This window comes from Kitasatospora sp. NPDC057595 (assembly GCF_042800875.1).
GTDB lineage: Bacteria > Actinomycetota > Actinomycetes > Streptomycetales > Streptomycetaceae > Kitasatospora.
Genome location: NZ_JBHVGL010000005.1, coordinates 216,468 through 242,323, shown reverse-complemented (window position 1 = coordinate 242,323; position 25,856 = coordinate 216,468). Strand labels below are relative to the sequence as shown.

The window sequence follows — 25,856 nt, the reverse complement described above, 5'->3', positions numbered from 1 at the left end:
GCGGGTCGCCGCGACACTCCGTTGACATGCCGTCGACACGCCGATTGGCTCAATTGTCGGAAGCATCGTGCGGCTACGGACCATCAGAAGTCTGATTTTCGTTCCATGATGTGCCACCAGAAGGGGAGTTCGATCCGCGATGGCATCGCGGTAACGTTCGTCCCCGCCTGGCCCGTTCCGACGTGCCCGGTGCTGCCCCCCCTTTGCCTGGGGGTACACCGAATCCGCCAGCATCCCTTCCGCTGCGCGGCAACCCCCCCTCGTATTTCCCCGGCTCTCCGACGAGAGGAATTCCCCCATGTACGGACCTGTGGCCGGCGGACTGCCGCCGGCAGCCGGCGGCGGCGCCCTGGCGGCGACCGGATCGGTGGGCCTCGGCGTCACGGCGACGGTCGCGGTGGCCATGGTGCTGCTCGGGCTCGGACTGCTCCGCCGCAGCCGACTGCGCAGCGGCGATGGTCCGGGCGAGGACTGAGCCGCGCCATGACCGAATCCCTGTCGCACCCGCTCGCGCCCCGCCCGCGCGCGGCGCCCCGCACCGGGCGCTCCCCGGTCGGGATGCTCTGCGGCGCCGCGCTGCTCGGCGTGTGCGGCTCCCTGGTGGCCGGCGAACGCGCCTACCGCTCCCAGGAGAGCCGCGGCACGGCATGGCTGGTCGAGCACCTCGTGGGGATGCGCACCCTGCTGCTCGAAGGTCCGAGCGCCCCCGTGCTCTACGCGGGCGACCACACCGGCCTGGACCGTGGCGTGGCCCTGAGCACCGGCTGCAGCAGCGCGCTGCTGATCGCCCCGCTCGCCCTGGTGACCGCCCTGCTGCTGCTCTTCGGCAACCGCCGGCCCGGCCGCGTCCTGCTGGCCTTCACGCTCGCCGCCGCACTGGTCGTGGCCACCAATCTGGCCCGGCTCACCCTCGTGCTGGTGATGCAGCACCGGTACGGCGCAGAGGGCTTCGGCTGGACGCACGTCCTGTTCGGCTCGGTGCTGATGATGGCCGCCGCCCTCGCCGCCGCCCTGCTCTACCTGCGGCTGCTGCCCCGCGCCGGCACCGCCGCCGCACCCGTCCGCACCGGCGGGGAGGACGGACCGTGACCCTGCTGGACACCTCCGTCTCGCTCTCCTTCGTCCTGGGCGTCGGCTTCCTCGCCTACGTCGTGGTGATCGTGCGCGGCTACCTGCGGGACCGGCCCGCCCCGCCCGGCGACCCGGACGGCTTCGGCTGGCACTTCCTGATCCCCTGCCGGGACGAGGAGGCGGTCATCGCCACGACCCTGGACTACCTCGCCGAGCACTTCACCGGCGCCACCGTCTGGGTCGTCGACGACGCCTCCGCGGACCGGACGGCCGAACTCGTCCGCGCCTGGCCCGCCACCTGCGACCGCCTCACCGTGCACCTGGTGTCCCGGCGGCTGCCCGAGGCACGGACCGGCAAGGGCGACGCGCTGAACGCCGGCTACCGGGCCGTGGAGGCCGCGCTGCCCGCCGGCACCGACCCCGAACGGGTGGTGCTCTGCGTGCTCGACGCCGACGGCCGCCCCTCGCCCGGCGCGCTCGCCGTGTGCGCCGGACCGGCCCTCTTCGGAGATCCCGGGATCGGGGCCGTCCAGGTCGAGGTGCGGATGTCCAACCGCGACGTGCCCCGGCCGCTGCCCGGCCGCGGTGCGTTCGCCAACCGGCGGGCCCGGCTGCTCGCCCGCCTCCAGGACATCGAGTTCCGCGGGCCGATCTCCGCCATGCAGATCACCCGTCGCCGCACCGGCACCGTCAACGTCGGCGGCAACGGCCAGTTCACCCGGCTCTCGGCGCTGCGCTCGGTGGACCGCGGCGGCGGGCGGCCGTGGGGCAAGGCCCTGCTGGAGGACTACGAGCTGGGCCTGCGCCTGATGCTGGCCGGCTGGCGCAACGGCTACACCACCGACGCCTGGGTCGACCAGGAGGCGCTGTGGAGCGTGCGGCAGCTGATCACCCAGCGGGTGCGCTGGGCGCAGGGCTCGATGCAGTGCACCCGCTACCTGCGGGAGATCTGGGGCTCACGGGCGTTCGGCACGGCCGGCTTCCTGGAGGTGCTCTACTTCATGAGCCAGCCGTGGCTGCAGCTCGTCGGCCTGGTGGTGTACACCGTGCCGATCGCGGCGTTCGGCTACAACCTCGTGGTCTACCCGGAGTTCGTTCTCGCCTTCCTGCGGCAGGGCGGCGCGCTGCTGCTGACGCTCTACCTGCTGCTGGGGGTCGGCGAGTTCGCGATCTGGGGGCCGCTCTACCGGCGGCGCTGCGAGCCGGGCACCGGGCGGCTGGCCGCGCTCGGGTACGGGCTCGCGCTGGCCCTGTACGCCGCCACGACCTACCTGGTCGCCGTCCGGGCGGCCTGGCGGGTGCTGTGCCGGCGCAACTCCTGGCACAAGACCGCCCGGGTCGCCGCCGCCCCCGCGCCCGTCGCACCCGCCGCCGTCGCGAGTGCCTCGCCGCCTCCGGCCGTCCTCGGCGAGCCGGCGCGATGAGCGCCCGCCGACCGGCCCGCGCACCGCCCGACGGCCGCGCGCGGCCCCGCCGTCCCCCGCCCCGTCACCGACCGTCCTCCTCCCGTCCCCGCGAAAGGCACCACCACCATGACCTCTCGTCGCAACCGCAACCGCACCCGCCTGCTCGCCGGTGCCGCTCTGACCGCCACGCTGGTCTGCACCGCCGCCCCGGCCTGGGCCGCGCTCGCCGCGCCCCAGGCCAAGGCCTACGTGGTGGCCGCGGACGCCGTCGGCAGCCTGGTCTCCGTCTCCCCGATGCCGTCCTCCACCTACCCCTCGGGCGGAACCAACACCCTGGCCGGCGTCCACCTCGGGCCGTTCGCCACCGACTCGGTGCTCACCGCCACCACCTCCGGCGACCCGCAGGCCGGCACCTCGGGGGCCTCCGCGACGGTCGACTCGCTCGGCGTCGACCTGACCCTCGCCACCGTCTCGCTCACCGGCGTCAACTCGACCTGTACCGCCACCCCGACCGGCGCCACCGGCTCCGGCCTCATAGCCGGCGGCACGGTCCGCGTCCCGCTGCTCCCGGCGATCACGCTGCAGGCCGGCGCCGCCCCCAACACCCAGGTCAACGTGCCCGGGGTCGCCACCATCGTCCTCAACGAGCAGACCACCGACGCCAACGGCGTGCTCACCGTGAACGCCGTCCGGATCGCCCTGCTGCCGATCCTCAACGGCGCGAACCTGACCATCGGCCACGCCGAGTGCGGTGGCGCCGCGCCCGCCGAGGCCGTGCCGATGATCAACCCCCAGGTCGCGGCCGTCGGCGGAGCGGCGGCCCTCGCCACCGCCGCCGGTGTCTTCCTGCTGCGCCGCCGCAACGGCGCCGCCTGATCCCGTCCCGTCCGACCCCGCCCCGCCGGCTCGCCCCGGGCCCGTTCACCGGGCCCGGGGCGGCCCGGTCTTCCCGGGGTCAGGGCCCCCGGAGGTCGAAGCGCCAGTCGTTGCAGCGGATCGGACGGCCCGGCGGGTACTCGAAGTCCCGGGGGCCCAGCAGTTCGAAGCCCGCGCCCCGGCACACCGCGTTGGACGCGGGGTTGTCCACCGAGGGGAAGGCGTGCAGGTGGCGGCGGAGCCCGGCGGCCCGGGCCTCGGCCACCACCGCGCGGGCGGCGGCCGTCGCCACCCCGCGGCCCTGGAAGGCCGCCAGCACCGCCCAGCCGGCCTCGTACACCTCCTCGCCCTCCCACTCCCGTGCCCAGAAGCCGATGCCGCCCGCCGCCGCACCCTCCGGCAGCAGCACGATCCGGAACATCCGCCCCTCGGAGGGCGGTCGGGCACAGAGGGCGACGTAGCGGCGGTGCCTGTCGGCCAGCTTCTCCTCGGTCTCCGGGCCACCGAGGTGGGTCATCAGCTCCGGTGCGTTGAGGGCGGAGAGCAGCGGGGCGTCCTGCTCGGACCAGGTCTCCAGGCGTACCACGGCGGGGTGATTCTCCATGGCCGTACGGTAGGCGGTGCCACCGACAGCCGGCGCCGGCGCCCGCGCGGCGACTATCCGACAGCGGACGTGAGCCGGACCGGCAGGGCCCGCAGGGCGTTCACGATGAAGGACTCCTGCGGGAGCAACTCCTCCACCGGAACAGCGAGTTCGATGTCGGGGAAGGCGTCGAACAGGGCGCTCAGCGCCTCCTCGGCCTCCATCGTGCCGAGCAGCGCGCCCAGGCAGTAGTGGCGGCCGTGGCCGAAGGCCAGGTGGGTCTTGTCGGGCCGGGTGAGGTCGAACTCCTCCGGCCGGTCGGGGTGCAGCCCCGGGTCGCGTCCGGCCGCGCCGAAGGCGAAAAGGACCGGCTCGCCGGCGCGGATCAGCACGCCCTCGCCGAGGTCGACGTCCTCGGTCGCGAAGTACATCGGCAGGTGCATCACCGGTGCCTCCAGGCGCAGCGTCTCCTCGATGGCGTCGCGCCAGGTCGCCTCGCCGGAGCGGATCAGCGCCAGTTGCCCGGGGTGGGCGAGCAGCAGCGCCACCGCGTGGTCGATGAGGTTGACGGTGGTCTCCGACCCGGCGCCGATCATCAGGATCAGGGTGGAGACCAGCTCCGGCTCGCTCAGCCGGGACCCGTGGGCGTCGCGGGTGGCGATCAGGTCGCTGGTCATGTCGTCGCCCGGCGTCGCCCGCTTGGTGGCGGCCAGCCGTGCCATCGCGGCGAACAGGTCGTCGAGCAGGGCCTTGGCGCGCTCGGGGGTGGCGTCGGTCTCCAGGGCGCCGTCCACCACCCGCCGCACCTCGGGCCGCTGCTCCTCCGGTACGCCGAACAGGTCGCAGATCAGCGTGGTCGGCAGCGGATAGGACAGCCGGGTGTGCAGGTCGACGCGCTCGCCGGGCGCCGCCGCGCGCAGCCCGTCGACCAGGGCGGCGGTGATCGCCCGCACCCGGGGCCGCAGCGCCTCCACCCGGCGCGGGCCGAACGAGGGCGAGGTGAGGGTGCGCAGCCGGTGGTGGTCCTCGCCGTCGCTGGTGAACATCGACTCCACCGCGACCCAGCTGGCCAGCGGCCAGTCCGGGCCGACCCGGCCGTCGATCCAGTCGGGCCAGTGGCGCCGGGCGTTCTTGGCGAGCCGGGGGTCGGTGAGCAGCCGCTTGGCGACGTCGGCGCGGGTCACCGACCAGGCCAGGACCCGGCCGGGGAGTTCGACCCGGACGGCCGGGCCGTGGGTGCGCAGATGGGCGGCTTCGGCGTGCAGGTCGGTGCCGAGGGTGTCGAGCACGTGGGTGATGGGGCAGCGGGGTTCCATGGGCCCTCCTGGACCGGGAGCGGCGGTCGGAAACGGTCGGCCGATGGCGACCGTACGACCGGCCGGGGCGGTGGCGTAAGGGCGCTCACCATTGTTCCGCGCGCCGGGGGGCGGCGCCCCCTCCCTTATGACAACAGCATTGACGTGTTCCGGCGCCCCGGGTTTCATGGCTCGCACTTCCCCCCACCCCCACCCCACCCTCAAGGCGGTGATCCCTTGGCATCGACGGTGAAGGCCACGGGCGGCGGTCCGAGAACGGACGCCGACAGCTCCCACCTCTCCATGCGCCGCTCGCTCGGCCTCCTCGACGGGGCGGCGATCGCCGCCTCCAGCACCGCCGCGACCAGCAGCATCGGCATCGGCCTGGGCCTGATGGCCGGCGTCGTCGGACTGCACCTGCCCGCGATCATGCTGCTGGCCTTCCTCCCCGTCCTCGCCATCGCGGGCGGCTACGGACGGCTGAACGCCTCGGAGCCGGACGCCGGCAGCAGCTACCGCTGGGTGGGCCGCACGCTCAACCCCTGGCTCGGCTTCCTCACCGGCTGGGTGAACACCGTCGGCACCGTGGTGTTCATGGCCTACACCACGACCGTCACCGGCTCCTCGATCGTCCAACTCCTCGACCTGGCCCACCTGCGCAGCATCGCGGGCCTGCGGCTCGACGCGGACTCGACCGTCCAGTGCACCCTGATCGGCCTGGTCGTCCTGATCGGCGCCGCGCTGGTCGCGGTGCGCGGGCTCGACCTGGCCGCCCGGCTGCAGAAGGCGCTGCTGGTCTTCGAGTACGCGGTGCTGCTCGGTTTCTGCGGGTACGGGCTGTTCGCCGGGGACCAGCCGTTCTCGCTCCAGTGGTTCAACCCCTTCGCGATCCCGTCCTTCGAGGCCCTGGCGCAGGGCATGGTGCTCGCGGTGTTCTGCTACTGGGGCTTCGAGTCGGTGTTCAGCGTCGGCGAGGAGGTCCGCGACCCGCGCGACGCCTCGCGGGGCGGCACGCTCGCCCTGCTGGTGATGCTGGCGCTCTTCCTGCTCGCCGGAACGGCCTTCCAACGGGTGCTCCCGCTCGGCGAGCTGGCGGACAACGGCGCGCACGGGCTGGCGTACTTCGGAGCCCGGCTGGCCGACCAGCCGCTGGCCGCGCTGCCGCTGATCGCGCTGATGCTCTCCGCGGTGGCCTCGCTGCAGTCCTCGGTGATCCCGACCGCCCGCGGGCTCTACGCGATGGGGCGCGACGGCGTGCTCGGCCCGGTGTGGACCCGGCTGCACCCCCGGCACTCGACGCCCGCCACCGGCACCCTGCTGATCACCGGGATCGCGGTGCTGCTGGCGCTCTGCTCGGTCGCCGTTCCGACCGTCAACGACCTCATCTCCGCCGCCGTCAACGCGATCGGCATCATCGTCGCCCTCTACTACGCGCTCACCGCCGTCGCGGCCGCCGTCCGCTTCCGCCACCTGCTGCGCAGCAGCGTGCTGGAGGGCCTGCGGGCGGTCGTCGGCCCGCTGCTCGGCGCGGCGACACTGCTCGTCGTCGGCGGCTACCTCGCCTGGACCTTCTACGACTCCACCGACCACTTCGAACTCTCCGCCGACAACGGCTGGTTCGAGCTCTCGGTGGTGGTACTGATGATCGCCAGCGGCCTGCCCGCGGCGGCCTGGGCCCGCTGGCGGCGGCGCTCACCGTACTTCCTCGGCGGCACCCGCTGACCCCGTACCACCTGAGCCGCCGTGCGCGACCCGAACCGCCCCGCACGACCCCGTACCACCCGAGAACGGAGCACCACCCATGACCAAGGCCGATCTGGTCTTCACCCGCGGCCCCGTGCACACCGGCGACGCCGCCCGGACCCGGGCGACCAGCCTGGCCGTGACCGGCGGACGGATCACCGCCGTCGGCCACGACGAGGTCCGCGAGCTGATCGGTCCCGGGACCGAAGTCGTGGACCTCGCCGGAAAGCTGCTGCTGCCGGGCTTCCAGGACTCGCACGTCCACGCGGTCTTCGGCGGCGCCGAGCTGGCCGCCTGCGACCTCACCGGCACGGTCGGCGTCACCGACTACCTGGCACGGATCCGCGACTACGCCGAGGCCCACCCCGAGCAGGAGTGGATCACCGGCAGCGGCTGGTCGATGGAGAGCTTCGACGGCGGACTGCCGACCCGCCAGCTGCTCGACAGCGTCGTCGCGGACCGCCCGGTCTACCTGACCAACCGCGACCACCACGGCGCCTGGGCCAACACCCGGGCCCTGGAGCTGGCCGGCCTGGACCGCGACACCCCCGACCCGGCCGACGGGCGGATCGAGCGGGAGCCCGACGGCACCCCGAGCGGCACCCTCCAGGAAGGCGCCACCGCCCTGGTGGCCCGGCTGCTGCCGCCAACCACCGCCGCCGACCGGCTGGACGGGCTGCTGCGCGCGCAACGGCTGCTGCACTCGCTCGGCGTCACCGGCTGGCAGGACGCCCTGCTCGGGGAGTTCAACCGCCAGCCCGACCCGTCCGACGCCTACCTGGCCGCCGCGCGCTCGGGCGCGCTGACCGCCCGGGTGACCGGAGCGCTCTGGTGGGACCGCGACCGGGGCGCCCAGCAGATCCCCGAACTCGTCGAGCGGCGCGCCGCGTTGACGCACGGCAGGTTCCGGGCCGGCTCGGTGAAGATCATGCAGGACGGCATCGCGGAGAACTTCACCGCCGCCATGACCAGCCCCTACCTCGACGGCTGCGGCTGCGCCACCGCCAACTCCGGCCTCAGCTTCGTCGATCCGCTCGCCCTGCGCGGGTACGTCACCGACCTGGACGCGCTGGGCTTCCAGGTGCACTTCCACGCCTTGGGCGACCGGGCGGTGCGCGAGGCGCTGGACGCGGTCGAGGCCGCCCGCACCACCAACGGCCCGCGCGACACCCGGCACCACCTGGCGCACCTCCAGGTGGTCCACCCGGACGACGTGCCGCGCTTCGCCCGGCTCGGCGCCGTCGCCAACATCCAGCCCCTCTGGGCGGCGCACGAACCCCAGATGGACGAACTCACCATCCCCTTCCTCGGCCCCGAACGCGCCGCCTGGCAGTACCCGTTCGGTGCGCTCCAGCGGGCGGGCGCCACCCTGGCGGCCGGCAGCGACTGGCCGGTGAGCAGCCCCGACCCGCTGGCCGGACTGCACGTGGCCGTCAACCGCAGGGAGCCGGAGGCCACCGACGACCGGGTGTTCCTGCCCGAGCAGCGACTCGACCTCGCCTCCGCGATCGCCGCCTACACGGCCGGCTCCGCGCACGTGAACGGCGTCGACGACGCCGGGGTGCTCGCCGTCGGGAACCTCGCCGACCTCGTCGTGCTGGACCGCGACATCCTCACCGGCCCGGCCGACGGGATCGCCGAGGCCCGAGTGCTGCGGACCTACGTCGGCGGCGAGCTCGTCCACACCGCCGACTGACCCGGCCTCCCCGCCGTCGTATCTCCCCGCGCCCGGCCGGCGGCCGCCTCAGCGCGCCGCCAGCCGGGCCTCGACGGCGTCCAACAGCAGGTCCAGCGCGAACGGATAGCCGCTGCGCCGCATGTCGGCGGTGAGCAGGTGCGCGGTGGCGGCGATGTGCGGGTTTGCCGCGGGGTCGACCCGGGCGTACGAGGCCTGCCAGACCCGCAGGTCCGCCGTCTGCGCGGCGGCGGGCAGGGCGAGCGCGGCGGCGTCCAGCGCGGCGAAGCCGAGGCTCTGGTCGACGAACGCGTGGTAGATCCGCACCGCCTCCGGGTCGGGGAAGCCCGCGGTGCGCAGCACACCGAGGATCGCTTCGACGGCGGCGACCTCGTGGGTGCGCCCGGTGGTGCGGTGGGCGGCGAGCAGGGCGGCCTGGGGGTGGGCCTGATAGCTGGCGTGGATGCGCAGACCGATCGCCCGCAGGTCCGCCCGCCAGTCCCCGGTGGCCCGCCAGCCCTCCTGGGCGCGGCCGATCAGCTCGTCCGCGACGGCGAGCAGCAGGTCGTCGGCGCTGTGGAAGTAGCGGTAGACGGCGCTGGGATCGGCCCCCAGCGCGGTGCCGAGCCGGCGCACGGTCAGCGCCTCCGCGCCGTGCTGCCCGATCAGCCGCAGGGCCGTGCCGACGATCAGCTCGTGGGAGAGCACCACCCCCTGCTTGGTGGGCCGTCGGCGCCGCCGCTGGGGTTCGGGCACTACGCGTTCGCTCATCCCGGCAGGCTACGACAACATACTTGACGTAGCACAGGGGCGCGACGGTACCGCTGGACGGACGTTCGGGGATGTCCGAGTGACGGGCGGCCGTCGTGCCTCTGGGCCGGCCGGGCAACACCTCGACGCCCTGACGCACCGCCGGGAGGGCGGGCACCGGCGCCCGCGCTCCAGGCGGTCATGGTCAGCAGCCGTCCGGCGGAGAGCCGTTCGCGCAGGGCGCGGCGGCGCTCGGCGGGGGCGGTGCGGGTGCGCAGCATCAGAACAGGCCCTTCGGCAGGCTCTCGTCGTACTCGCGCACGGCCGGCGTGTCGACGGCGGGGAACAGCTCGTCGAGGTCGGTGGCGCGCAGTTCGGCGAGGTTGTCGGCGGCGTCCAGGAAGCGGTCCTGGGCGGCGGGGGTGACGAGACCCTCGGTGAGGGTGCGGAACTTGCGCCCGTAGGCGGGCCGGTCGAAGGGGCGGGCGCCGGCCGGGTGGGCGTCGGCGACGGCGAGCTCCTCCTCGATCACGGTGCCGTCCTCCAGGGTGACGACCGCCCGGCCGCCGAACGCCCGCCGCTCCGGGTCGGGGTCGTGGTGGCGGCGGGTCCACTCCGGGTCCTCGACGGTGCTGATCTTCCGCCGGAGCGCCACGGTCTCCGGGCGGGCGGCTCGTTCCGGGGCGTAGGAGCGCTCGTGGTGCCAGGTGCCGTCCTCCAGGGCGACGGCGAGGACGTACGGGGCCGAGTGGCCGAGGGTCTCCCGGCCGGCCTTCGGGTCGTACCTCTGCGGGTCGTTCGAGCCGGAGCCGATGCCGTGGTGGGTGTGGTGGCTGGTGTGCAGCACGATCGAGCGCACGGCGGTCGGCGGCCCGGTCCGTTCGCGCAGCCGCCGGGCCAGGTCGATGACCGCCTGGGCCTGGTACGCGGCGGCGTGCTCCTTGGCGTAGGTGTCCAGGATCGCCCGGCGCGGCTCGCCGTCCTCCGGCAGCAGGACCCGGTAGTCCGAGCGCGGTCCGTCCAGCATCCAGGCCAGGAAGCCGTCCTCGCCCTCGTAGACCGGGGAGGGGGAGCGCTCGCCGCGCATCGCCCGGTCCACCGCCTCGATCGCCGCCTTGCCGGCGAAGGCCGGGGCGAACGCCTTCCAGCTGGAGATCTCGCCCTTGCGGGACTGCCGGGTGGCGGTGGTGGTGTGCACCGTCTGCTGGACGGCCTGGTACACCGTCTCCGTCGGCAGCCGCAGCAGCGCGCCGATGCCGCAGGCGGTGGCCGCGCCCAGATGGGCGACGTGGTCGATCCCGTGGGTGTGCAGGCTGATGCCCTTGACCAGGGCGACGTGCACCTCGTAGGCGGTGACGACGGCGCGCAGCAGGTCCGCGCCGGTGCGGCCGGTGTGCTGGGCGGCGGCCAGCAGCGGCGGGATGTTGTCGCCGGGGTGGGAGTGGTCGGCGGCGAGGTAGGTGTCGTGGAAGTCCAGCTCGCGCACCGCCGTGCCGTTGGCCCAGGCCGCCCACTCGGGGGAGACCCGGGTGAGGCTGCCGAACACCCGGGCGCCGGGCGCGGCGTGGTGGACCTGGGCGTGCGCCTGGGCGCGGGCGACCGCGACCGGCCGGTGCAGCAGCGCGGCGACGGCCACCGCCGCGTTGTCGATCACCCGGTTGACGGCCATCCCGGCGCTGTCGGGGTCGAGCTCCTCGGTGGCGGTGGCCACGGCGGCGAGCCGCCAGGCGAGCTGCTCCTCGCGCGGCAGGCGGTCGGCACTGGGGTGGACGCGGACGCGGTACTCGATCACGGGACTCCTCGCGGGGGCTTCGGCGGAACGGTCGCAACCGCCGTCGCCCGTGTGGCGGCGACGCGTCGCACGCGCGGCGGCGACCGCACAACGGCGACCGCACAACGGCGACCGCACAACGGCGACTGCACGACGACTGCACGACGAGCCTTCCCGACGACGGCGCCCGTGGCGAGCAGGCCACACCCGGTGTCCGGGCGGGTAGCCTGCCCGGGTGGTCGATGGATTCGGGGTGACGGAGTTCCAGCTGGTGCTGCTGCGGCGGATGGCGGACTTCCGGCCGGAGCTGGTCGAGGAGGCGGTGCGCCGGCTGGGGGCGAGCCGGGCCGGGATGCGCGAGGCGAACAAGCGGTGGCAGGCGATGCAGCGCGCGCCGGGGTTCCCGTCCGGCGCGCGGCGCTACGCGGCCGTGCTCGGCCCGCCGGAGGCGGAGGCGGCGCGGCGGGTCGGGGACCTCGCCTGCACCGCGCGGCAGTGGGCGCTGCCGCTCTGGCCCGGGCTGCGCTTCGAGGTGCTGGTCGGCCCGGGCGGGGCGGAGCTCAACGCCTGGCTGGTGCGGGCGCCCGGCACCCCGGCGCCGGTGCCGCGCACGCTCGACGAGCTGACGCCGTGGAGCTGTGTGGTGGCCGACGTCGGCGCCGCCTTCCCGCCCGCCGTGCCGCGGGAGGGCAGCGCGCCGACCAGGTTCCGGCTGGACTTCACCGCCCCGGACGCCGAGGGCCGACCCCGGGCCTGGACGGCGGACTTCACCTGGGGGCTGCTCCAGGAGGTGCGCCCCGCCTGAGCGGGCGGGCGTTTCAGCGGGCGTTTCAGCAGGCGTTTCAGCAGGCGTTTCAGCGGGTGTCTCAGCGGCGGTGCACCGTGCGTCCGCCGACCACGGTGCGCTCCGGCAGCAGCGCGCGCAGCTCGTCGACCGGGCAGCTCAGCGGGTCGGCGGGCCACAGCGTCAGATCGGCGAGCGTGCCCGGGCGCAGCGAGCCGCGCTCGGCGCTCTCGCCGGTCAGCCGGGCCGCGGCCACGGTGTGCAGGGCGATCGCCTCGGCGCGCTCGATCGCGTGCTCGGCGCCGAGCACCCCGGCGACCGTGGCGCGGGTGGTCATGCCCCACACCGAGAGCATCGCGCCGTACGGGCCGACCGGGAAGTCCGAGCCGGCGGAGAGCTGCGCCCCCTCGTCGAGCCACTTGCGCAGCGGGAACAGCGCGCCGGTGCGTTCCTCGCCCCAGGCGCGCCGCTGGGCGGGCGCGCCGTCGTGCAGCAGCGGGTGCTGGACGGTCACCGGGATGCCGAGCGCGATCGCCCGGGCCCGCTGGTCCGCCCGGGCGAGGCCGCCGTGCTCGACGACCAGCGTGCCGGGCGGCAGGCCGGGGCGGCGGGCGAGCACGTCCTCGTAGACGTCCAGCAGGGTGCGCAGCCCGCGATCGCCCCAGGCGTGCACGCCGACCCGCAGGCCGCGTCCGACGACCCGCTCGACGGCGTCGGCCAGCTCCTTCGGCTCCCAGAGCAGCCGCCCGTGGTAGCAGGGCCGCCCCTGGTACGGCTCCTCCAGCGCGCCCGCCTCGAAGCCGCCGTCGATGCCGAACTTGACGCCCCAGACGGCGAGCCGGTCGTCCTCGTGGCCGGCGGCGCGCCAGGCGACGACCCGGTCCAGCAGCGCGTCCACCTGCTCCGGCGTGCGGACGGCGAAGCCGGAGACCAGGGCCCGGACCCGGACGGCGAGCGCGCCCTCGTCGCGGGCGGCGCGCAGCACGTCGAGGTCCTCGACCGGGACCAGGCAGTCGCGGACGGTGCCGATCCCGGTGGCGGCGTACCCGGCGGAGGCGGCGCGCAGGCCCTCGATCCGCTCGGCGAGCCCGGGCCGGGGCAGCACGCGGTCGGCGAGTTCGGTCGCCTTGTCGATCAGCCGACCGGTGAGCCGGCCGTCCGCGTCGCGTTCGATCACGCCGCCGGGCGGGTCGGGGGTGGCGGCGGTGATCCCGGCGAGCCGCAGCGCCGCCGAGTTGAGCACCATGTTGTAGGCGCCGCGGCGGACCAGCACCGGGTGGTCGACGGTGGCGCCGTCCAGTTCCCCGGTGGTGGGCAGCCGCTGCTCGGCGAGGTTCACCTCCTGCCAGTTGACGGTGGTGCGGATCCACTCCCCGGCGGGGGTGCGGGTGGCGCGCTCGCGGATCAGGGCGAGGAACCCGGGCAGGTCGGCGGCCCGGTGGACGGGCACGCCGTGCACGCTGTGGCCGGCCAGGACCAGATGGGTGTGGGTGTCGTCGAAGGCGGGCAGCACGGTCGTGTGCGGGGCGTCGACGACCTCGGTGGCCGGTCCGGCCAGCGCGTCCAGGCCGTGCGGGTCGGCGGCGAGCGCGGTGATCCGGCCGCCGGTGACGGCGAGCGCGCGTTGCGGCGGCTCGCCGGGGACGAGGGTGTGCACGCGGGCGGCGCGCACCAGCAGGTCGGCGGGCGGACGGGTCATCGTCGTCACGGCTCCTGGTGGTGGAACGGCCCCTGCTGCTGGAACGGTTCCTGGTGGTGGGTGGCGGCCGACAGGCCGGTGACCTGCTCGACGTACCCCAGGCCGGGTCCGGCGAGTCGGGTGTGCAGTTCGGTGAAGACGGCCCGCGCCGCGACGGCGTTCCACTCGGCGGGCAGCAGCGGCTCGGGCAGGCCCGGGTCCAGGTAGGGCAGACGGCGCCACTGGTCGAGCATCGGGACGTAGGCGCGGAACGCCTCGGCCGGGTCGAGGTCGGTCCGTCCGCGCAGGGTGGTGACGGCGGGCCGCCAGGCGTCGGTGAAGGCCGCGTACTGGGCCTCGATGGCGGGGAAGTCCCACCAGTCGGCGACGGCGGTGCGCAGGTCGGTGAAGCCGGCGTACTCGGCGGACAGGAAGAGGTGCACGTAGGCGTCCAGGCCGAGGCGTTCGAGCAGCCGCCGGGCGTCGGGCAGCACCCGGGCGGGGGCCAGCCAGACGCCGGGGGCCGCGTTGCCGAAGCCGAGCCAGCCGAGCCGGGAGCGCAGGGTGTGGCGGTGGGCGCGCTCGGACTCGGGGACGGAGAAGACGGCCACCACCCAGCCGTCGGCGAGTTCGGCGGGCTCCAGGCTGCGGAAGATCCGGCGGTCGCCCTCCTCGAACACCGGCTCCATCGCGGGGGAGAGGCGGTAGCCGGTGCCGCTCCGGTCGCCGGTGCGGCGTTCCTGGAGGAGGGTGCCGGCCTTCTTCATGCGCGAGATGGCCGAGCGGACGGCGGGTGCGTCGACGTCCAGCTCGGCCAGCAGGCCGATCAGGTCGGCGATGGATATCCAGCCGCCGAGGCGGCGGACGAACTCGCCGTAGACGGTGTGGATCAGTGAGCTCGGCCGGGAGGCGTTCTCGGTCATCCGGATCTCCTCCCGTCGGCTGGTGGTGATCATAGTGGTGGTGTCCGGGCCGACGGGAGGCGGTCAGGACTCCGCGAAGGCGCCGGACAGCAGGTGCCCGGCGCCGGGGGCGAAGGCGGGCAGGCCGAGGGCCCGCAGCAGTTGGTGGGTGGTGCAGACCGAGGCGGAGACGACCGGTTTGCCGAGCCGCCGCTCGGCCTCCTCGATCGCCGACAGCGAGGGCATCTGCACGCAGGCGGACAGCACCACCGCGTCGGCCCGGCTGTGCGCGAGCCCGGCGGCGATCGCCGGGAGCTTCGCCGGGTCGTGGGCGGCGACGTCGAGGTTGTCGGCGATCTCCAGGGCCGCGAAGTCCACCACCTCGATGCCCTCGTGCCCGAGGTAGTCGACGACGGTGCGGGCCAGCGGCCGCAGGTAGGGGGTGACGACGGCGACCTTCGCGGCGCCGATCGTGTGCAGGCCGGTCACCAGCGCGCCGGCGCTGGTGACCACGGGCGCGGCGGCGCCGTTCTCGGCGGTGCGCCGGTGCAGCCGCTGTTCGGCCTCCCGGTGGTAGCCGGGGCCGGCGGCCATCACGGCGACCAGGCAGGCGTAGCCGAGCACGTCGACCCGGGCGTCGGCGAGTTCGGCGGCGCACCGGTCGGACTCGGCGTCCATGCGGCGCAGTTGCTCGGGGGTGACCCTGGTCATCCGCATCCGGCTGGAGTGGAAGGTGAACCGTTCCGGCGCGACACGTTCGCGGGCCCGCAGCAGGGCCGGCACTTCGGTTTCCATGGTGACGTTGGAGCTCGGGACGATCTGGCCGATCCGGTAGGTCGTGGTGGCGTTCGGGCTGGTCATCGGGGCGGGCTCCTCTGCGGGACGGGCTCCTCCGCGGGGCGGGGCGGGCGGTCAGCGGGCGTCGATCACCGGGTTGGCGAGGGTGCCGATGCCCTCGATGGTCGCCTCGACGAGGTCGCCGGGCCGGAGGAACCGAGGGGGCACCATCCCGGCGCCGACGCCGGACGGCGAGCCGGTGGCGATGACGTCGCCGGGCTCCAGGGTGACGCCGGAGGAGATGTCGGCGATCAGCCGGGCGATGCCGAACAGCATGTGGCGGGTGTTGGAGTCCTGCCGCAGCTCGCCGTTGACGCGCAGCGAGAGGTCCAGCCGCTGCGGGTCGGGGATCTCGTCGGCGGTCACCACGACCGGGCCGAACGGCGCGTAGCTGTCCTGGCCCTTGGAGAAGAACCACTGGCCGGAGCGGCGCTGGTCGCGGGCGCTGACGTCGTTGACGATGCTGTAGCCGAAGACGTGCCGCCGGGCGTCGGCCTCGGCCACCCGGAAGGCCGGGGCGCCGATCACGACGGCGAGTTCGCACTCCCAGTCGAGCTGCTCGGTGAGGTCGGCGTTGTGCCGGATCGGCTGTCCGGGGCCGGTGACGGCGGTCGAGGGCTTGCTGAACAGCACCGGGCGGTCCGGCAGCTCGCGGTCGGTGTCCAGGGTGCGGTGCGATTCGGTGACGTGCTCGACGTAGTTGAGGCCGACGCCGACGATCTTCCCGGGGCGCAGCGGTGCGCTGAGCGTCACCTCCGCGAGGGTGGGCAGGGCCGACGGGTCCCGGGCCGCGCCGTCGGCCAGCGCGCGGGCGGTGGTGAGGGCCCGCTGCCCGGCGCGGATCAGCCCCAGCAGGTCGCCGGGCAGGTCCGCGCCGGCGGCCGCGGCGAGCGCGGACAGGTCGGCGACGCGGTCGTCGGCGAGCAGGGCGCCCAGGCGCGGGTCGTCGGTGCCGGGGGTGTGGAAGGTCAACAGGCGCATGGCAACGGGCTCCTGGTCACGGGGTGGCGGTGGGCTGGCGCCCGTCGTGCTCCGGGTAGGCCTCCTCGCGGTACAGGCCGAGCGAGTGCATCACCGGGAAGTCGTTGAAGGAGAACAGGCAGGCGTCCTCGCCGGGGTCGAGGTTCGCGTGCTCGTGCCAGGCCCAGGAGGGCACGACGAAGATGTCGCCCTGCTGCCAGGCGAAGCTCCGCCCGGCGATCACCGAGACGCCGCGTCCCTTGGCCGCCGTGTAGACGACGGAGCCGGTGTGCCGGTGGGCGCGGGTGGCCTGGCCGGGGCGCAGCAGCTGGAGGTGGGCGCCCATGGTGGGCATCACGGAGCCGCCGGTGACCGGGTTGGTGTACTCCATGATCACCCCGTCGTAGGGTGATCCCTCGACGGCATGGGCGAGTTGCGAGAGCGCGTGGTAGCTGGGCTCCCAGGGCCAGCCGAGCAGCGGGGAGTACGGGCGGCTCCACTTCTCGACGCCGTACGGCAGCAGGTTGCCGCCGTAGGTCAGCAGCGAGGAGTTCACCACCTCGCCGGGTCGCTGGTACAGCTCGGGGTGCACCTCGTAGAAGTTGGCGTCGAGCATGTTGACCAGCGGGATGTCCAGGCCGTCCTGCCAGATCACCGGGGCCTCGTCGGACTCGTTGCCGTGCTCGTGCCAGGTGCTGTTGGGGGTGATGGCGAAGTCGCGCGGGCCGACCCTGAGCTTCTGGCCGTCGACGATCGTCCAGGCGCCGGTGCCCTCGTGGACGAAGCGCAGCGCGGAGGCCTGGTGGCGGTGCGCGGTCATCGACTCGCCGGGGCCCATGATCTGCAGGCCGGTGTACAACAGGCCGACGGCAGCGCTGAGTTCGCGGCGGCCGGGGTTGACCAGCATGACCACCCGGCGCCCGGCGTCGTCCGCCGTGACCAGCGGGAGAGCCTTGCGGACCAGCGGGCGCAGGTCGGCGTAGCGCCAGAGCACCGGCACCGACCTCGGCTGGGGGTACCAGGGTTCGATCTCATTGGCCACGGTCCACAGCGCACCCGCGTCGACCTTGGCCAGCTCCTCGTAGTATTCGGTGAGTTCCGGGCTTCCGGTGACCCGGGACCGGCCGATCCGGTTGTCGTCGTGGGCGGGGTCCTCGGTCATTGCTCCTCCTTCGCAGGCTGCGGGTCGAGGGTGAGCGGCCGCAGCGGGCGGTTGTCGACGTGCAGCCGGAAGACGTCGAAGCGGTTGTAGTGGCCGACGATGTCGTGCATCTGCTTGGGCTGTACGCAGCGTCCGAGGTCGATCTCGGCGTAGACGATGCCCTCCTCGTCGACCAGCGGTTCGGTCACCGGGCGTCCGTCCGGGCCGAAGACACCGGACAACGCGCTGTGCGGGCGCGAGAGTTGCCTGCGCAGCTCGTGGTCCTCGCCGGCCACCGCGGCGGTGATCTCCGGAGAGAGGGTGGAGCACGAGACCACCGTGAACACCTTGCCCTCGAAGCAGTGCGCGGCGGCGCGCAGCGCGATCGCCTCCGCCATGTCGTAGTCCTCGGGGGCGACCGGAAGCGCGATGTAGCTCGCGGCGTGGACGAGTTCGCCCTGCGCGAGGAGGGTGAAGCGGGCGAGCGGGTTGGTGTTCTCGCCGCAGGCGAGCGCGCCGAGCGGGCCGACGGCCGTGCGGTGGACGCGCAGGGTGCTGCCGTCGCCGGGCGTCCAGGTCAGCTTCTCCGCCCAGGTCGGAACCAACTTGCGGTGAACGTTGAGGAGTTCGCCGTCGGCGTCGATGACCAGCAGAGTGTTGTAGAGCACCCCGAGGCTGTGCGGGCCGCGCTCGTTGACACCGATCACCAGCACCACGCCGGCCCGGCGGGCGGCGGCGCGCAGCGTGTCCACGTGCGGCCCGGGCACGTCCACCGCGGCGCGGTAGAGCCGCTCGTACCAGGGCGAGCCCCGCACCGGGGTCATCGTCCAGTTCCAGTACGGGTAGCCGGGGACGAACACCTCGGGGAGGACGACGAGGGAGGCGCCGTGGCCGGCCGCCTCGTGGATCAGCGCGACCGCCTTGTCGACGGTGGCGGCGGTGTCCAGGAAGACGGGCGCGGCCTGGACGGCGGCCGCGGTGAAGCGGGGCAGCCGCAGCGCGGCGGACACGGGCTCGGTCATCGCTCCTCCCCGGGGCGCTCGGGACGCTTGTGGTGCTCGGGACGCTCGGTCGGCCCGGGACGGTCGTCGCTTCCGGGGTGCCAGCGGCGGTGCACCGGCGGGGACGGCTCGCGCATCAGTCGTTGTCGCGGCGCCACCCGGTCGGCCCCCGGCGTCGGCGGGCGGCGGCTGCCCGGCGCCCACGGCTCGGGCCAGCGGGCGCCGGGGCCCGCGTAGCCCTGCTCGGCGGCGGCGTGCAGCGTCCACAGCGGGTCGTACAGCTGGGCCCGGCCGACCGCCACCAGGTCCGCCCGCCCGGCCAGCAGCACCGAGTTGACGTCGTCGTGGTGGGAGATCGCGCCGACCGCGACGGTCGGCAGGCCGGTGGCCAGGCGCACCAGTTCGGCGAACGGCGTCTGGTAGCCGCGCCCGAACGGCGGCCGTTCCCCGGCCACCACCTCGCCGGTGGAGACGTCCACCGCGTCCGCGCCGCAGTCCGCGAGCGCGCGGCAGATCGCGACGGCCTCCGCCTCGCTGGTGCCGCCCGGTGCCCAGTCGCTCGCCGAGATCCGCACCAGCAGCGGCCGCCCGGCCGGCCACACCGCGCGCACCGCCGCCAGCACCTCCAGCGGAAGCCGCAGCCGGTGGGCGAGCGGGCCGCCGTACTGGTCGCTGCGCCGGTTGGTGAGCGGCGACAGGAAACCGGAGACCAGATGGCCGTGGCCGAACTGAAGCTCCAGGGCGTCGAACCCGGCTCGCGCCGCGCGCTCCGCCGAGGCGGCGAAGTCGGCGGTGACGGCGGCGAGTTGGATGTCGTTCGCCTCGTGCGGCAGCGGACCGTCGGGCTGCCACGGCAGTGGCGAGGCGGCCAGCAGCGGCAGGCCGGTCTCGGCCGGCCCGGCGGTCGCGGCCCGGCGGCCGGCGTGGGTCAGCTGGATCCCGAGCGGGGTGTCGCTCACCGCCCGGACGGCGTCGACGAGTTCGCGCCAGGCCGCCTCCTGCCGGTCGTTCCACAGGCCCGGGCAGTCGGCGATCCGGCCCTCCGGGGCGACGGCCGTCATCCCGGCGAGCACCAGCCCCGCGCCGCCGAGCGAGTGCGCGGTCAGCTGCGCCCGGTCGAACGCGCTCGGCAGCGCGTCGACGGCCGTGAAGGTGGCCAGCGGCGGCACCACCACCCGGTTGCGCAGCTCCAGCGCGCCCAGCTTCAGCGGCCGGAACATCGGCGGGAGGTCCGGTGTGTCGTCCGCCCCCGCGAACGCCCGGTCGACCGCCGCGACGAACCCGGGATCGCGCGCCCGCAGGTTCCCGTAGGTGACCCGGCGGCTGCGGGTGAGCAGGTTGAACGCGAACTGGTCCGGGCCCTGCCCGGTCCGCCGTCCGATCGTCTCGAACCACTCCAGACTCGCCTGCGCGGCCCGCTGGGTGGACTCCACCACCGGCCGGCGCTCCGCCTCGTACGCCGCCAGCGCGCCCTCCAGTGTGGGCTGTTCGTTCAGTCCGGCGGCGAGCGCCAGGGCGTCCTCCAGGGCCAGTTTGGTGCCCGAGCCGATCGAGAAGTGCGCCGAGTGCGCCGCGTCGCCGAGCAGCACCACGTTGCGGTGCCGCCAGGTGGCGTTGCGCACCGTGGTGAACCGGATCCAGCGGGAGGCGTTGGGGATCAGCCGGTGTCCCTCCAGGTGCCCGGCGAGCAGTTGCGCGATGCGCCGCACGCTCGCCGCGTCGCTCTCGCCGCGTGCGAACTCCCGTGCGGACAGGGCCTCGAAGCCCGCCCGTCGCCAGGGCTCCTCGGCCAGCTCCACGACGAACGTCGACCGCTCGGCGCCGTACGGGTAGGCGTGCACCTGGAGCACGCCGAAGTCGAAGCGCTCGACGATGAAGGTGAAGGCGTCGAAGACCCGGTCGGTGGCGAGCCACATGTAGCGGGCGCTGCGCTCGTCCCGCTCGGGCCGGAAGGCCTTGGCGTACGCGGCCCGGGTGCCCGAGTTGACGCCGTCGGCGGCGACCACCAGGTCGTACTCCTCGGCGAGCCGCTCGACGGGCGGGGCCGGCGTGCGGTAGCGCACGTCCACCGCCAGTTCGGCGCAGCGGCGTTGCAGGATCGCGCGCAGCCGGTTGCGGTCCAGCGCGGCGAAGCCGTGGCCCCCGCAGGTGCGGACCTGGCCGGCGTAGCGGACGTCGATGTCGCTCCAGCGGGCGAACTCGGCGCTCAGCGCGGCGAACACCCGGGGGTCGGCCTGCGCGATGCCGTCGAGCGTCTCGTCGGAGAACACCACCCCGAAGCCGAACCCGTCGTCGCGGCCGTCCCGTTCGAAGACGGTGATCTCCCGCTCGGGCGCCGATTGCCGGGCCAGTGCGGCGAAGTGGAGTCCGCCCGGTCCGGCGCCGATCACCGCGATCCGGCCGGCGCCGGCCGTCACCGGAGCACCTCCGGCTCCTGGCGCCCGGCGGCGGCCAGCGTGCGGCGGACCTGCTCCGGCCACGGTTCGGCGCCCTTGGCGTGCGGCGCGGCGTGCACCACCGACATCCGTCCGCTGGCGGCCAGGCCGTGCGGCCCGTGCACCTCGAACGCGTAGTGCAGCGACGACCCGCCGACCCGCTCGACCCGCAGCTCGGTGCGGACCACGTCGCCGAACCAGAGCCGCTCGCGGTAGTCCGCCTCGAAGTGCACCCGGGGGATCCGGCCGAACAGCCCGTCCAGGCCGAGCCGGCGCAGCAGTGTCGCCTCGGCCGCCTCGGCCCAGCGCTGGACGGCCGAGAAGTGGTAGTGACCGGCCGCGTCGGTGTCCGACCATTCGACCCGCCGTTCGGTGCTCACGCTGGCCGGAGCCGCAGCCGCGGCCGATGTGGGCGCCGCCGCCTGGCGGCGCAGCTCGGCGCGGGCCAGCTTCCCGGTCGCGGTGCGCGGCAGCGCGTCGACGAACTCCACCACGCGCGGGTACTTGTAGGGCGCGATGGTGCGCTTGACGTGCTCCTGGAGCGCGCGGACCGTCCCCGGCCCCGCCGTCGCCGTCCCCGCGCGCAGCACCACGTACGCCTTGACCACGCTGCCGCGCCGCTCGTCCGGCACCCCGACCACCGCGCAGTCGGCGACGTCCGGGTGCTCGGCGAGCGCCTGCTCGACCTCGGGTCCGGCGATGTTGTAGCCGGCCGAGACGATCATGTCGTCGTTGCGCGCCTGGTACCAGAAGTAGCCGTCGGCATCGCGCACATAGGTGTCGCCGGTGAGGTTCCAGCCGCCCCGGACGTAGTCGCGCTGGCGCCGGTCGTGCAGGTAGCGGCAGCCGGTCGGGCCCTTGACGGCGAGCCGCCCGGGCTGCCCGTCGGGCACCGGCCGGCCCCGGTCGTCCAGTATCGCCGCCCGGTAGCCCGGCACCGGCAGTCCGGTCGCGCCGGGGCGGATGTCGGCGTCGGTGGCGGAGATGAAGACGTGCAGCAGCTCGGTGGCCCCGATGCCGTCGATCAGCCGCTGCCCGGTGGCCGCCCGGAACGCCTCCCAGACGCCCGCCGGCAGGTGCTCGCCCGCCGATACGCAGCGCCGCACCCCTGTCAGCCGGTCGGCCAGCCCGGCGGCGAGGATCGCCCGGTAGGCCGTGGGCGCGGTGAACAGCACGCTCACCCCGTGCCGCCGGACCTGTTCGGCGAGTTGCCCGGGCGTGGCCTGCTCCAGCAGCAGGGTGGCGGCGCCGGCCCGCAGCGGGAAGACCACCAGGCCGCCGAGGCCGAAGGTGAAGGCGAGCGGCGGAGTGCCGGTGAACAGGTCCTCGGGGGTGGGGCGCAGCAGGTGGCGGGAGAAGGTGTCGGCGTTGGCCAGCACGTCCCGGTGGAAGTGCATGGTCGCCTTGGGGCGTCCGGTGGTGCCGGAGGTGAAGGCGATCAGCGCGACGTCGTCGGCGGCGGTCGGCACGGCGGCGAAGGCGCCGTGCCCACTCAGGCCGGCCGGCCCGGCTCCGTCGTAGGGCACGACGGTCAGCCCGGGCGTCTCGGCCCGCTCCAGTTCGGTCAGGAAGCGGCTGTCGCAGAGCGCGACGGCCGGCCGGGCGATCGTGTGCACGGTGCTCAGCTCGCCCGCGCGCAGCAGCGGCATGGTGGTCACCGCCACCCCGCCCGCCTTCAGCACCCCGAGCCAGCAGGCCACCAGCCAGGGCGCGTTGGGCCCCCGTAGCAGCACCCGGTTGCCGGGCACCAGCCCGAGCGGTCCGACCAGCAGCCGGGCCACCGCGTCCGCGCGCTCCCGCAGTTCGCCGTACGTCCACTGCCCGCCCGGCGTGACCAGGCAGCGCCGGTCGGGCCCGTACCGCTCGATCGTCGCGTCGAGCAGCTCGTGCGCGCAGTTCAGTCGATCCGGATACGCCAACTCCGGTAGTTCGAACAGGAATTCCGGCCACTCGTCGAGTGGTGGGAGGTTGTCGCGACAGAACGTGTCCACGTGCGCAGAGGGCGAGAGCTCCATGGGCGGGCCACCTCATCGGGCGAGCGGGGAGTGAGGCAAGTATCGCGCTTCGGTGACGCCAGTCAAGAGAGCGATACACGCATTCGGCCCAGCCCTTACCGTCTCCGCCCCCGTCAGTCCGGGCGTCCGCGTCCGGGCCCGCGCAGTCGGCGCAGGGCGGCCTCGGCGGCGTGGGCGCCGCACATGCCGTGGGCGCCGGGGCCGGGTGGGGTGGCGGCGGAGCAGAGGTAGTGGCCGGGCAGGCCGGTGGCGTAGGGGCGGAGGGTGGCGCGGGGGCCGAGGAGCAGTTGGGGGACGTCCTTGGCGCCGGTCATGATGTCGCCGCCGACGAAGTTGGGGTTGTCGGCGGCGAAGTCGGCGGGGCGGCGGACGGCCAGGCCGACGATCCGCTCGCGGAAGCCGGGGGCGAAGCGTTCGATCTGGGCGGTGATCGCCTCGGTGGCGTCGCCGGTGTAGCCGTGCGGCACATGGGCGTACGTCCAGAGCGGGTGGACGTCGCCGACGGAGCGCCGCGGGTCCGCGAGGTACTGCTGCCCGACCAGCACGAACGGGCGCCGCGGCATCCGCCCGGCGGCGACGGCGCGCTCGGTGGCGGTGAGTTCGGCGAAGCTGCCGCCGAGGTGGACGGTGCCGGCGCGGCGGGCCGGTTCGGCCGTCCAGGGGACGCCGCCCGCCACGGCGAAGTCCACCTTGAACGCGCCGGGCCCGTGGCGGAACCGGCGGTAGGCGCGGGCGGTCCGGGGCGGCAGGCGGTCGCCGAGGACGTCGGCGACGGCGCCGGGCGCGAGGTCGTACAGGACGAGGTCGGCGGAGGGGAGTTGGGCGGCCGAGCGGATCCGCACCCCGGTCTCCACGGTGCCGCCCAGCTCGGTGAGCAGCGCGACCAGCGCCCGGGTGATCGCCCCCGAGCCGCCGGCGGCCACCGCCCAGCCGTACCGGTGCCCCGAGGTGAGCAGCCCGAGCCCGATCGCCGCGCTCAGCGGCCGGTGCAGTGGCTGGAACGCGTGTGCCGCCGCCCCGCCGAACAGCGCCCGCGCCCGCTCGCCGGAGAACAGGCGCGCCAGCGCGGAGGCCGGCAGCAGGGCGGGCAGTCCGAAGCGGGCGAGCCGCAGCGGGTGATGGGGCAGGCGCAGCAGCGGACCCATGATGTCGGCGGCGAGCCGGTCGTACCCCGCGACCGGGCCGTCGAACAGCCGTCGCCACCGCGCGCCGTCGGCCCCGCCCAGCCCGGCGGCGGTGTCGGCGACCGAGCGGTACAGGACGCCGGCCGATCCGTCGTCCAGCGGGTGCGCGCAGTCGACCTCCGGCAGCCGGAACTCCAGTCCGAAGCGCTGCAGCCCCAGGCCGCGCAGGAACGGCGAGCCGATGGTCATCGGGTGGACGGCCGAGCAGTGGTCGTGCAGCAGCCCGGGCACGATCGCCTCGCCGCTGCGCGCGCCGCCGCCCACCTCCTCGGCGGCCTCCAGCACGGTCACCCGCACCCCCGCCTGCGCCAGCCGTACGGCGGCGGCGAGCCCGTTGGGCCCGCCGCCCACCACCACCGCGGTCGTCATGGGGCCAGCATCCCGCATCCGCCCGCCCCCGGCGCCGCGGGCACCGTGCGGCCGTCCGCCCCCTCGGCCGGCCGGGGCGCGGATCCCGGACCGAGGGCCCCGCAAGGCCGGTATGGTGATCATTTTGTCGGCCCCGGCCTTGCGGCCATGAGATCACGTCAGGGGAACCCCGAGGATGAAGCCGCGTCTCTCCGGGCCGGTGGCCTGCGCCGCCGTCGCTCTTGTCCTGCTCACCGGGTGCAGCGGCAGCACCGGCGGCGGGAGCGACGCGCCCACCGCGGGCGCCCGGGCGAGCTACGACCCGCCGACGGCCTTCGACCGCGCCCGAGGTGTCGCGCTTCCCCCGGACGCCAGCGCCTTGAGGGCCGTGCTCGACGGGCCGACCGCCTACCTTCCGGCCCAGGGCAGCCTGAAGGCGGTGGACCTGGCCGACGGCAAGGTGCTCGGCACGGTGAGCGCCCAGTACCCCGCCCAGTTCTTCGAGCGGCCCGTGATCGCCGAGGTCGGCGGAGCACGCCTGGCCGTCATCTCCTTCTCGGAGACGATCCCCGGCGAGGGCGGGGGAGCGCCCCGCGCCGCCGCCGAGCTGGTCGCCATGGACACCACCACCCATCAGGCCGCCTGGTCGCTGCCGCTGGAACTCCCCGACGGACGCTTCCGCGACGGCAAGTACGTCACCCTGCTCGGCGTGCGGGGCACCACGGCGGTCGTCTCGGTCACGGACAGCGCCGACGCGCTGCTCCTCGCGGTGGACCTGCTCTCCCGGAAGGTGCTCTGGAGCCGGACCGGGTTCGTGGGCGCCATGCTCGGCGAGGGGCAGATCGTCGGCGCCGTGGAGAAGGACCGGGCGACCGCCGAACGCCGGGTGTCCGCCGTGCACCTCGGCGACGGGCGGGACGCCTGGACGGAGGACGGCGACGGCCTGGAGACGACGGTGCGCCCGGCCGGACCGAACACCGTCCTCGTGCAGGGCCAGGAGAAGGGCTCGTCGAAGCGCTTCGCCCGGCTGGTGGACGCGAGCACCGGTCGTCGGCTGCTCGACCTCGGTGAGTTCCCGGGCATCTGCGCCTACGACGGCCGCTCCGTGACCGTCTGCCACGACCGCGACCTCGTCGTCGCCGCCGACCCCGCGACCGGAAGCCTCCTGTGGAGGCTGCCCGACGCGACCGGAACGCGGCCGGCGCCCACCGTCACCACCGCCTGGCACGGCCTCGTCTACGGCAGGACGAGCACCGGCCCCGTGACCCTGGACGCGGCCACCGGCGCGCAGCGCCCCGGCGACCCCGGGATCGCTCCCACCGCCGTCAGCGGCTACGCGGGCCTCGCGGAGGACGAGACCCGGCACGTCACCATGGCCCACCCCGCCACCGGCTGAGGCCG

Annotated in this window: 20 protein-coding genes and 2 pseudogenes; 8 read left to right on the top strand and 14 right to left on the bottom strand. The window is 74.9% G+C overall.

What is annotated here, in order from left to right:
- Nucleotides 1–298 precede the first annotated feature (298 nt).
- The 4 genes from ACFU9E_RS11345 to ACFU9E_RS11330 all read left to right on the top strand — a co-directional run bounded on the left by ACFU9E_RS11345 (nucleotide 299) and on the right by ACFU9E_RS11330 (nucleotide 3,353).
- Nucleotides 299–475 carry a hypothetical protein gene (locus ACFU9E_RS11345; protein ID WP_380687527.1) on the top strand — a complete coding sequence of 59 codons (177 nt, stop codon included), beginning with the start codon at nucleotides 299–301 and terminating at the stop codon, nucleotides 473–475.
- 8 nt (nucleotides 476–483) lie between these two features.
- The gene (locus ACFU9E_RS11340; RefSeq protein ID WP_380687529.1) at nucleotides 484–1,089 is read left to right on the top strand and encodes an archaeosortase/exosortase family protein; all 606 of its coding nucleotides are present in this window, start codon (nucleotides 484–486) and stop codon (nucleotides 1,087–1,089) included.
- Nucleotides 1,086–2,495, top strand: coding sequence for a glycosyltransferase (locus ACFU9E_RS11335; RefSeq protein WP_380687531.1), 1,410 nt, complete (start codon nucleotides 1,086–1,088; stop codon nucleotides 2,493–2,495). Before ACFU9E_RS11340 ends, ACFU9E_RS11335 begins: the two co-directional genes overlap by 4 nt.
- A 108-nt stretch (nucleotides 2,496–2,603) precedes the next feature.
- Nucleotides 2,604–3,353, top strand: a complete 750-nt coding sequence (locus ACFU9E_RS11330) for a choice-of-anchor P family protein (protein WP_380687533.1) — start codon at nucleotides 2,604–2,606, stop codon at nucleotides 3,351–3,353.
- Nucleotides 3,354–3,432: 79 nt separating this feature from the next.
- On the opposite strand, the gene ACFU9E_RS11325 is transcribed toward ACFU9E_RS11330, so the two are convergent.
- A complete protein-coding gene (locus tag ACFU9E_RS11325; protein WP_380680668.1) occupies nucleotides 3,433–3,957 on the bottom strand; it encodes a GNAT family N-acetyltransferase in 525 nt (174 codons plus the stop codon).
- A 53-nt stretch (nucleotides 3,958–4,010) separates the two neighbouring features.
- Nucleotides 4,011–5,252, bottom strand: coding sequence for a cytochrome P450 (locus tag ACFU9E_RS11320; RefSeq protein ID WP_380680671.1), 1,242 nt, complete (start codon nucleotides 5,250–5,252; stop codon nucleotides 4,011–4,013).
- Nucleotides 5,253–5,534: 282 nt separating this feature from the next.
- Here ACFU9E_RS11320 and ACFU9E_RS11315 point away from each other — a divergent pair, with 282 nt between their 5' ends.
- Together ACFU9E_RS11315 and ACFU9E_RS11310 are read left to right on the top strand one after the other, a co-directional pair.
- Entirely contained in the window at nucleotides 5,535–6,953 is a 1,419-nt protein-coding gene (locus ACFU9E_RS11315; RefSeq protein ID WP_380680758.1) for an APC family permease, read from the top strand.
- 79 nt (nucleotides 6,954–7,032) lie between these two features.
- The gene (locus ACFU9E_RS11310; RefSeq protein ID WP_380680674.1) at nucleotides 7,033–8,670 is read left to right on the top strand and encodes an amidohydrolase; all 1,638 of its coding nucleotides are present in this window, start codon (nucleotides 7,033–7,035) and stop codon (nucleotides 8,668–8,670) included.
- Nucleotides 8,671–8,718: 48 nt separating this feature from the next.
- Here the strand turns inward: ACFU9E_RS11310 and ACFU9E_RS11305 are convergent, their stop codons facing one another.
- Nucleotides 8,719–9,420, bottom strand: coding sequence for a TetR/AcrR family transcriptional regulator (locus ACFU9E_RS11305; protein ID WP_380680677.1), 702 nt, complete (start codon nucleotides 9,418–9,420; stop codon nucleotides 8,719–8,721).
- A gap of 259 nt (nucleotides 9,421–9,679) precedes the next feature.
- Nucleotides 9,680–11,191 carry an MmgE/PrpD family protein gene (locus ACFU9E_RS11300; protein WP_380680680.1) on the bottom strand — a complete coding sequence of 504 codons (1,512 nt, stop codon included), beginning with the start codon at nucleotides 11,189–11,191 and terminating at the stop codon, nucleotides 9,680–9,682.
- A 265-nt stretch (nucleotides 11,192–11,456) separates the two neighbouring features.
- Here ACFU9E_RS11300 and ACFU9E_RS11295 point away from each other — a divergent pair, with 265 nt between their 5' ends.
- Nucleotides 11,457–11,975, top strand: coding sequence for a hypothetical protein (locus ACFU9E_RS11295; protein ID WP_380680761.1), 519 nt, complete (start codon nucleotides 11,457–11,459; stop codon nucleotides 11,973–11,975).
- 61 nt (nucleotides 11,976–12,036) lie between these two features.
- Here the strand turns inward: ACFU9E_RS11295 and ACFU9E_RS11290 are convergent, their stop codons facing one another.
- The 10 genes and pseudogenes from ACFU9E_RS11290 to ACFU9E_RS11245 form a co-directional block, all read right to left on the bottom strand.
- Complete coding sequence (locus ACFU9E_RS11290) at nucleotides 12,037–13,653, bottom strand: amidohydrolase (RefSeq protein ID WP_380680683.1); 1,617 nt, start codon at nucleotides 13,651–13,653, stop codon at nucleotides 12,037–12,039.
- Nucleotides 13,654–13,658: 5 nt separating this feature from the next.
- Entirely contained in the window at nucleotides 13,659–14,555 is an 897-nt protein-coding gene (locus ACFU9E_RS11285; RefSeq protein ID WP_380680686.1) for a PaaX family transcriptional regulator C-terminal domain-containing protein, read from the bottom strand.
- A 63-nt stretch (nucleotides 14,556–14,618) separates the two neighbouring features.
- Complete coding sequence (locus tag ACFU9E_RS11280) at nucleotides 14,619–15,395, bottom strand: Asp/Glu racemase (protein ID WP_380680689.1); 777 nt, start codon at nucleotides 15,393–15,395, stop codon at nucleotides 14,619–14,621.
- A 51-nt stretch (nucleotides 15,396–15,446) separates the two neighbouring features.
- Nucleotides 15,447–16,352, bottom strand: coding sequence for a fumarylacetoacetate hydrolase family protein (locus ACFU9E_RS11275; protein ID WP_380680692.1), 906 nt, complete (start codon nucleotides 16,350–16,352; stop codon nucleotides 15,447–15,449).
- 16 nt (nucleotides 16,353–16,368) lie between these two features.
- Nucleotides 16,369–17,493 carry a cupin domain-containing protein gene (locus tag ACFU9E_RS11270; protein WP_380680695.1) on the bottom strand — a complete coding sequence of 375 codons (1,125 nt, stop codon included), beginning with the start codon at nucleotides 17,491–17,493 and terminating at the stop codon, nucleotides 16,369–16,371.
- Entirely contained in the window at nucleotides 17,490–18,494 is a 1,005-nt protein-coding gene (locus tag ACFU9E_RS11265; RefSeq protein WP_380680698.1) for a carbon-nitrogen hydrolase family protein, read from the bottom strand. The genes ACFU9E_RS11270 and ACFU9E_RS11265 overlap by 4 nt, the downstream gene beginning before the upstream one ends.
- Nucleotides 18,491–20,890 (bottom strand): FAD-dependent monooxygenase, encoded by a 2,400-nt coding sequence (locus tag ACFU9E_RS11260; protein WP_380680701.1) that lies wholly within the window; start codon nucleotides 20,888–20,890, stop codon nucleotides 18,491–18,493. The genes ACFU9E_RS11265 and ACFU9E_RS11260 overlap by 4 nt, the downstream gene beginning before the upstream one ends.
- Nucleotides 20,887–21,231 (bottom strand): annotated as a pseudogene (locus ACFU9E_RS11255) (acyl-CoA thioesterase); the annotation flags it as partial. The pseudogene ACFU9E_RS11255 and the gene ACFU9E_RS11260, both read right to left, overlap by 4 nt.
- A 93-nt stretch (nucleotides 21,232–21,324) precedes the next feature.
- Nucleotides 21,325–22,923 (bottom strand): annotated as a pseudogene (locus ACFU9E_RS11250) (AMP-binding protein); the annotation flags it as partial.
- 113 nt (nucleotides 22,924–23,036) lie between these two features.
- Nucleotides 23,037–24,476 (bottom strand): phytoene desaturase family protein, encoded by a 1,440-nt coding sequence (locus ACFU9E_RS11245; RefSeq protein WP_380680704.1) that lies wholly within the window; start codon nucleotides 24,474–24,476, stop codon nucleotides 23,037–23,039.
- Nucleotides 24,477–24,651: 175 nt separating this feature from the next.
- Here ACFU9E_RS11245 and ACFU9E_RS11240 point away from each other — a divergent pair, with 175 nt between their 5' ends.
- Nucleotides 24,652–25,851 (top strand): PQQ-binding-like beta-propeller repeat protein, encoded by a 1,200-nt coding sequence (locus ACFU9E_RS11240; RefSeq protein ID WP_380680707.1) that lies wholly within the window; start codon nucleotides 24,652–24,654, stop codon nucleotides 25,849–25,851.
- Nucleotides 25,852–25,856 lie beyond the last annotated feature (5 nt).